This window comes from Micromonospora sp. NPDC049799, from assembly GCF_040656655.1.
Classification (GTDB): Bacteria; Actinomycetota; Actinomycetes; order Mycobacteriales; family Micromonosporaceae; genus Micromonospora.
This window is the reverse complement of sequence record NZ_JBFAMU010000329.1, coordinates 1-5,616: the sequence shown is the minus strand read 5'-3', so window position 1 is coordinate 5,616 and position 5,616 is coordinate 1. Positions and strand designations below refer to the sequence as shown.

Here is a 5,616-nt window from a genome sequence, read left to right as displayed (position 1 = left end):
GCGCCAGGATCCATGCTGATCCTGGCGCAAACCCCTTGATCAACCGGAGGGGCCGGGGAGGGGGAGGGGCGGGCGGGGGATCAGGCGCGGGCGGGTTCGGGGGAGCGTTCGGCGGCGTCGGGAGGGGTGCGTTCGCCCTCGCGGTCGAGCAGTTGCATGACCGGGGTGGCCGCGATGCCGTGCACCACCACGGACACGATGACCACCAGGCCGACGGTGGCCCAGATCAGGTCCGCCTGCGGGAACTCGGTCTTCGTGGTGGCGTACGCCAGGTAGTAGAACGAGCCGACGCCCCGGATCCCGAAGAAGGCGATCACCCAGTGCTCCGCCGGACGGCCCGGTGCCCCGCGCAGCGACAGCCAGCCGAGGAGCGGCCGGACCAGGAAGATCAGCGTCAGTCCGACCGCCGCAGCCTCCCAGGTGAGCGGGGCCAGCAGACCGCCGACCACGGCACCGCCGAAGAGCAGCAGCAGCATCACGGTGAGCAGCCGCTCGACCTGCTCGGCGAAGTCGTGCAGCACGGCGTGGAACTCCGAGGTGCGCTCGGCGGCCCGGATCGCCCGCGCCGCCACGAACACCGCCAGGAAGCCGTACCCGCCGATCAGCTCGACCAGCCCGTACGCGAGGAACGTCGCGGCCAACGCGAGGAAGCCCTCGGAGTGCCGGGCCAGGCGCAGTTCGCTCGGGGCGCGGAAGAACAGCTTGCCGAGCAGCCAGCCGATCGCCCAGCCGCCCGCGACACCGGCGGCGACCTTCCAGAACACGTCGATGCCCAGCCACTCGACGAACCAGTCGGACGGGGCGAGGCTGGTGGTGGCGATGGCGATGGCGGCGTACACGAACGGGAAGGCCAGGCCGTCGTTGAGGCCCGCCTCGGAGGTGAGCGCGAAACGCACCTCGTCCTCGGCGTCCTCGTCGTCGTTCGGCTCCCCGACCTGGACGTCGGCGGCGAGCACCGGGTCCGTGGGGGCGAGGGCCGCGGCGAGCAGCAGCGCGGCGGCCGGCACCAGACCGGCCCACCACCAGCCGAGCAGCGCCGTGGCGGCGATGCAGAGCGGCATCGCGATCGCCAGCAGCCGCCACGTCGACGACCAGCGCTTCCAGCTCAGCGGGCGGTCGATCTTCAGGCCGGCGCCCATCAGCGCCACGATCACCCCGATCTCGGTGAGATGGGTGGCGATCTCGTTGTGCTCGAGCGGGTCCGGCTTGGGCAGGCCGGTGGGCAGCAGGAAGATCAGCATGCCGAGGCCGAGGAACGCTATCGGCATGGACAACGGACGACGATCCAGCACCCGCGGCAGGATCCCCGCCAGCAACGCACCGACCCCGAACACCGCGAGCGCGACGTCTACCGGCTCCACGACACCACCTCTCCCGCCGCCCGTGGCGTACGGGCAGGTGGTGTCAGATCATGCCCATGGAAGCCTTTCCGTATTCCTGTCCGGATCGCCGGAACGGGTGACCCTCACCTCCGGGTGGCGATCGGGGAGTCGGCGAGGGCGGCCAGCAGCGCGGCGGGGTCGTCGTACACCGCCACCGCGCCCGCACCGGCCAGCTCGTCCCGGCTGGTGCCGCCACAGGTGAGCCCCACGCACGGGATGTCCAGCTCGCCGGCGGCGGCGACGTCCCACACCGAGTCGCCGACGAACACCACCCAGGCGGCGTCCAGCCCGGACTGCTCCAGCGCCGCCTGCAGGATGTCCGGCGCCGGTTTGCTCTCCTTCGCGTCCGCCGCGCAGGTGACCGTGTCGATCACGTCGTCGGCGGCGAGCGTCCGGCGCAGCGCGCCCACCTCGTGTTCGGCCGCCGACGTGGCCAGCACCACCCGCAGGCCCCGCTCGGCGCAGGCCCGCAGCAGGTCGGCCGCGCGGGGCAGCGGCTCCAGCCGTTCCCAGTACTCCCCGTAGAGCGTCGAGTGGGCGTCGCGCAGCTTCTGGTCCTCGTCCCGGTCGCGTTCCGGGCCGAGGAGGTGGTCGAGCAGCTTGTCCGAGCCCATCCCGATGGCCCGGTGGATCGTCGCCATCGGCACCGGCTGCTCGGACTGGCGCAGCGCCTCCCACCAGCTCACGGTGTGCAGATAAGTGGTGTCGACCAGGGTGCCATCCACGTCGAAGAGCACACCGGCGGGAGTCTCGTGGGCCATGACCGTCCTCCTACCCCGTCCACGCGGCGCCGATGCCACCGCCGGGACCGCCGGACGCGGTCACTCCGCCGGGATGAGGATCTCGAACCAGACCGTCGAACCGCGTACGGTCGGGTCGGTCCCCCACGCGTCGCTCAGCTCCTCGATCAGGCCCAGCCCGCGACCCCGGCTGCTCAACGTGTCGGTCTGCGCCCGGGTGACGGTGCCCCGGGTACCCGAGTCGGCCACCGAGACCAGTAGCCGCTCCGGGCTGAGGTCGATCTCCACCCGGGCGGCGGTGCCGGCGTGCAGGAGCGCGTTGGTGGTCAGCTCGCTGGTGCACAGCACCGCCGCGCCGATCACCGACTCCGGTACCCGCCAGTCGGTGAGCTGGCCGGTCATCCAGTGCCGCACCCGGCTCGGTGCGGTCGGCTCGGCCGGCACCTCCATGCTCGCCGACCGGCTCGGCCGCAGCGCGTGCTCCACCGCGAGCACCGCCACGTCGTCCTCGGTGGTGCCGCCGACGGCGGCGGTGGCGACCGCGCAGAGCGCCCGTGGGTCCCCGCTGCCGGGGGTGGCCACCGCCCCGGCGAGGGCGTCCAGACCGGCCGCCAGGCCCTGCCGTCGCCGCTCCACGACGCCGTCGCTGAACAGCAGCAGCGTGTCGCCGGGGGCGAAACGGACGGTGGTGGTGGTCGGTCGGCAGCCGAGGCCCAGCGGCGCGCCGGTGGGCACGTCGAGGTACTCGGCGGTCGGCTCGCCGTCCGGCGGGCACCGGCGGATCAGCGGGGCGGGGTGGCCGGCGCTGGCCAGGGTCAGCCGGTGCCGGTCGGCGTCGACGACACCGAACACCACCGTGACGAACAGTTCGTGCGTACCGCCCTCGGCGCCGAGACTGGTGACCAGCCGGTCGAGGCCGGCGAGCACGGCGTCCGGGCGCGGGTCGCTCAGCGCCAGCGCGCGCAGCGCGGCGCGCACCTGACCCATCCGCGCGGCGGCCTGGACGTCGTGTCCCGCGACGTCGCCGAGCACGATGCCGAGCCCACCGGTGGGCAGCAGGAAGGCGTCGTAGAAGTCGCCGCCGGCCGCGTTGCCGTCGACGCCCGGGTCGTACCGGGCGGCGATCCGCAGCAGGGGCAGGTCGGGCAGGTGCGCGGGGAGCATGCTGCGCTGGAGGAGCTGCGCGGTGCCGTGCTGGGTCTCGAACCGGCGGGCCCGTTCGGCGGCCTGTCCGACCAGCTCGACCGAGGCGGCCAGCAGCGCGCGCTCGGCCGCCGACCACCCGTGCGGCCGCTGGTAGCCGACGGTGAGGGCGCCCCGGACCACCGAGGCGCGCAGCGGCACCGTCGCCAGCGAGCGGATCTTCTGGTCGTGCCGGTCCACCGCGGTCCGGGCCAGCGGCTGGTCGTCCTCGACGAACAGGGGTGTCCCGCTCCGGGCGGCGACGACCACCGGGGCGCCCCAGTCGGCCGGCGTGCGGCGCCACAACGGGGGCAGCCGCTCGTCCGCCTCGTCCATCAGCTCTCCGCGCAGGCGCCGGACGATGCGCCAGCCGCCGCCGCCCTCGTCCACCGCGAAGGCGACCCGGTCGGCGTCGAAAGAGGTGATCGCCCAGCGCAGCGCCACCCGGGCGACGTCGTCCAGGGTGAGTGTGCCGGCCAGCGCGGCGGCGAAGTCGCTGAGGCTCTGCAACTGCTGGGCGACCTGGGTGGTCTCCGCCGCCACGGTCAGCACGCCGACGATCGCGCCGGTGCCGTCCCGCACCGCCGAGTAGCCCCGCGTGAAGACGGCCTGCTCCATCACGCCGGAGCCGCGCCGCAGCAGCGGAAGGGTGGTCTCCTTCTCCAGGACGGGCTCGCCCGTGCGGTAGGTGTCCTCGACGACCTGACCCACGCTCGGCAGGTGCCAGATCTCGGGGAACACCTCCGCGGCGGGTCGGCCCACCGCGGCCGGGTGCTTGTCGCCGATCAGCTCCGCGTACCCGTCGTTGTAGAGCAGGAGGAGATCGTCGCCGAGCGCGAGGGCCATGGGCACCGGTGAGGCGAGGACCAGCTCGGCCGCCGCGCGTACCGAGGGGTCCCATCCCGCCCAGGGCCCGAGCGGGGTACGGGACCAGTCGTGATGGAGAACGAGATCCGTGGCCGCGGGCTGACCGGAGACCGGGGCTGGGGGCATCGGGACCCGTCCGACCGTTCCTGGCATGCCCCGCAGCCTAGTCCGACCGTCCGCGACGTCTCCGATCATGGGCCTGCGGCGTGGCGGGAACGGCTGTCCGGGCAGCTCAGGGGCCGTTGTGTCGGCCTGTCGGCAAAAACGGGGGGACCGGTACGGCGTGCCTTCCCCGCGACCGGGTAAGCGCGCGGCGCAGTCCATGCGACAGGAGGGACATCATGCCGGAAACCCTGGCGGTCAGGCAGGTCGACATCGGTGATGCCGTGGCCGACATGTGGAGATCGGTGCTGTTGTTCATACCGAGGGCCATCGCGTTCATCGCGATCCTCGTGGTCGGATGGCTCATCGCGAGAGCTGTCCTCAAGATCGTGGACGCGGCACTGGAACGGGTCAACTTCGACCGGGCCGTCGAGCGGGGCGGCATCAAGCGTGCACTGGAACGAACGAAGTACGACGCCAGCGACATCCTGGCGAAACTGGCGTACTACACGGTCCTGCTGTTCACCCTGCAGTTCGCCTTCGGCGTCTGGGGGCCCAACGCGATCAGTGACCTGATCAGCGGTGTGGTGGCCTGGCTGCCGCGCGCGTTCATCGCGATCATCATCGTGGTCGTGGCCGCCGCGATCGCCAACGCCGTCCGCGATCTGGTGACCGGGGCGCTGGGCGGGCTCGCGTACGGGAAGGTCCTGGCCGACCTGGTGGCCGTCTTCATCCTCGCGCTCGGTGTGATCGCGGCGCTGAACCAGGTGGGTATCGCCACGTCGGTGACGACCCCGGTGCTGATCACGGTGCTCGCCACGGTGGCCGGCATCCTGATCGTCGGCGTCGGCGGTGGTCTGGTGAAGCCGATGCAGAGCCGCTGGGACGGCTGGCTGAACCGGATGGCCGAGGAGTCGCGGGCGGTGCAGGAGCACCGGCGCGCGCAGGCGACCGGTCGGGGCGATACGGAGCGCCAGATGGCCGACCGTGCGGGCGCCGAGCGGACGCAGGTCATCGCGCGGGGGCAGGAGTCCGGCGTGGCCGCTCGGCCCGGCGCGTACCAGCCCGGGACGGTGAGCGACGAGACGCAGCAGTTCCGCCGCTGACGCACACGTCAGGGCGTGCCGGGGGAGGGTGTCCGCGACCGCGGGTGCCCTCCCTCAGTCTCGGTGGCGGGTCAGAGCGGGGGGAGTGGGGCGGGCTTCGGCGCACCCAGCCTGCGGGCCAGGGCGCACACGGCGAGCAGTCGGGCGAGCGGCCAGTCCGGCGGACCGAGACCCACCGTATCCCCGCCCAGCGGGTGCACCGCACAAAGGGATTAGAAATCCAGAACGAGAACCAGC

4 protein-coding genes are annotated in these 5,616 nt (G+C 73.0%); 1 reads left to right on the top strand and 3 read right to left on the bottom strand.

Annotated elements, in window-relative coordinates; genetic code table 11:
- Positions 1–80: 80 nt before the first annotated feature.
- From AB0I76_RS21240 to AB0I76_RS21230, 3 genes are all read right to left on the bottom strand, one after another.
- Positions 81–1,361, bottom strand: coding sequence for a cation:proton antiporter (locus AB0I76_RS21240; protein ID WP_357038081.1), 1,281 nt, complete (start codon positions 1,359–1,361; stop codon positions 81–83).
- A 104-nt stretch (positions 1,362–1,465) separates the two neighbouring features.
- Positions 1,466–2,143, bottom strand: a complete 678-nt coding sequence (locus AB0I76_RS21235; RefSeq protein WP_357038078.1) for an HAD family hydrolase — start codon at positions 2,141–2,143, stop codon at positions 1,466–1,468.
- 60 nt (positions 2,144–2,203) lie between these two features.
- Positions 2,204–4,324: a SpoIIE family protein phosphatase gene (locus tag AB0I76_RS21230; protein ID WP_357038075.1), complete on the bottom strand. Its 2,121-nt coding sequence runs from the start codon at positions 4,322–4,324 to the stop codon at positions 2,204–2,206.
- Positions 4,325–4,512: 188 nt separating this feature from the next.
- On the opposite strand from AB0I76_RS21230, the gene AB0I76_RS21225 reads away from it, so the two are divergent.
- Positions 4,513–5,379, top strand: coding sequence for a hypothetical protein (locus AB0I76_RS21225; RefSeq protein ID WP_357038072.1), 867 nt, complete (start codon positions 4,513–4,515; stop codon positions 5,377–5,379).
- Positions 5,380–5,616: the final 237 nt, after the last annotated feature.

Bases quoted from the DNA above. Each gene is read 5' to 3' on its own strand.
- AB0I76_RS21225 (WP_357038072.1), top strand. From the start codon at position 4,513: ATGCCGGAAACCCTGGCGGTCAGGCAGGTCGACATCGGTGATGCCGTG.
- AB0I76_RS21230 (WP_357038075.1), bottom strand. From the start codon at position 4,324: ATGCCAGGAACGGTCGGACGGGTCCCGATGCCCCCAGCCCCGGTCTCC.
- AB0I76_RS21235 (WP_357038078.1), bottom strand. From the start codon at position 2,143: ATGGCCCACGAGACTCCCGCCGGTGTGCTCTTCGACGTGGATGGCACC.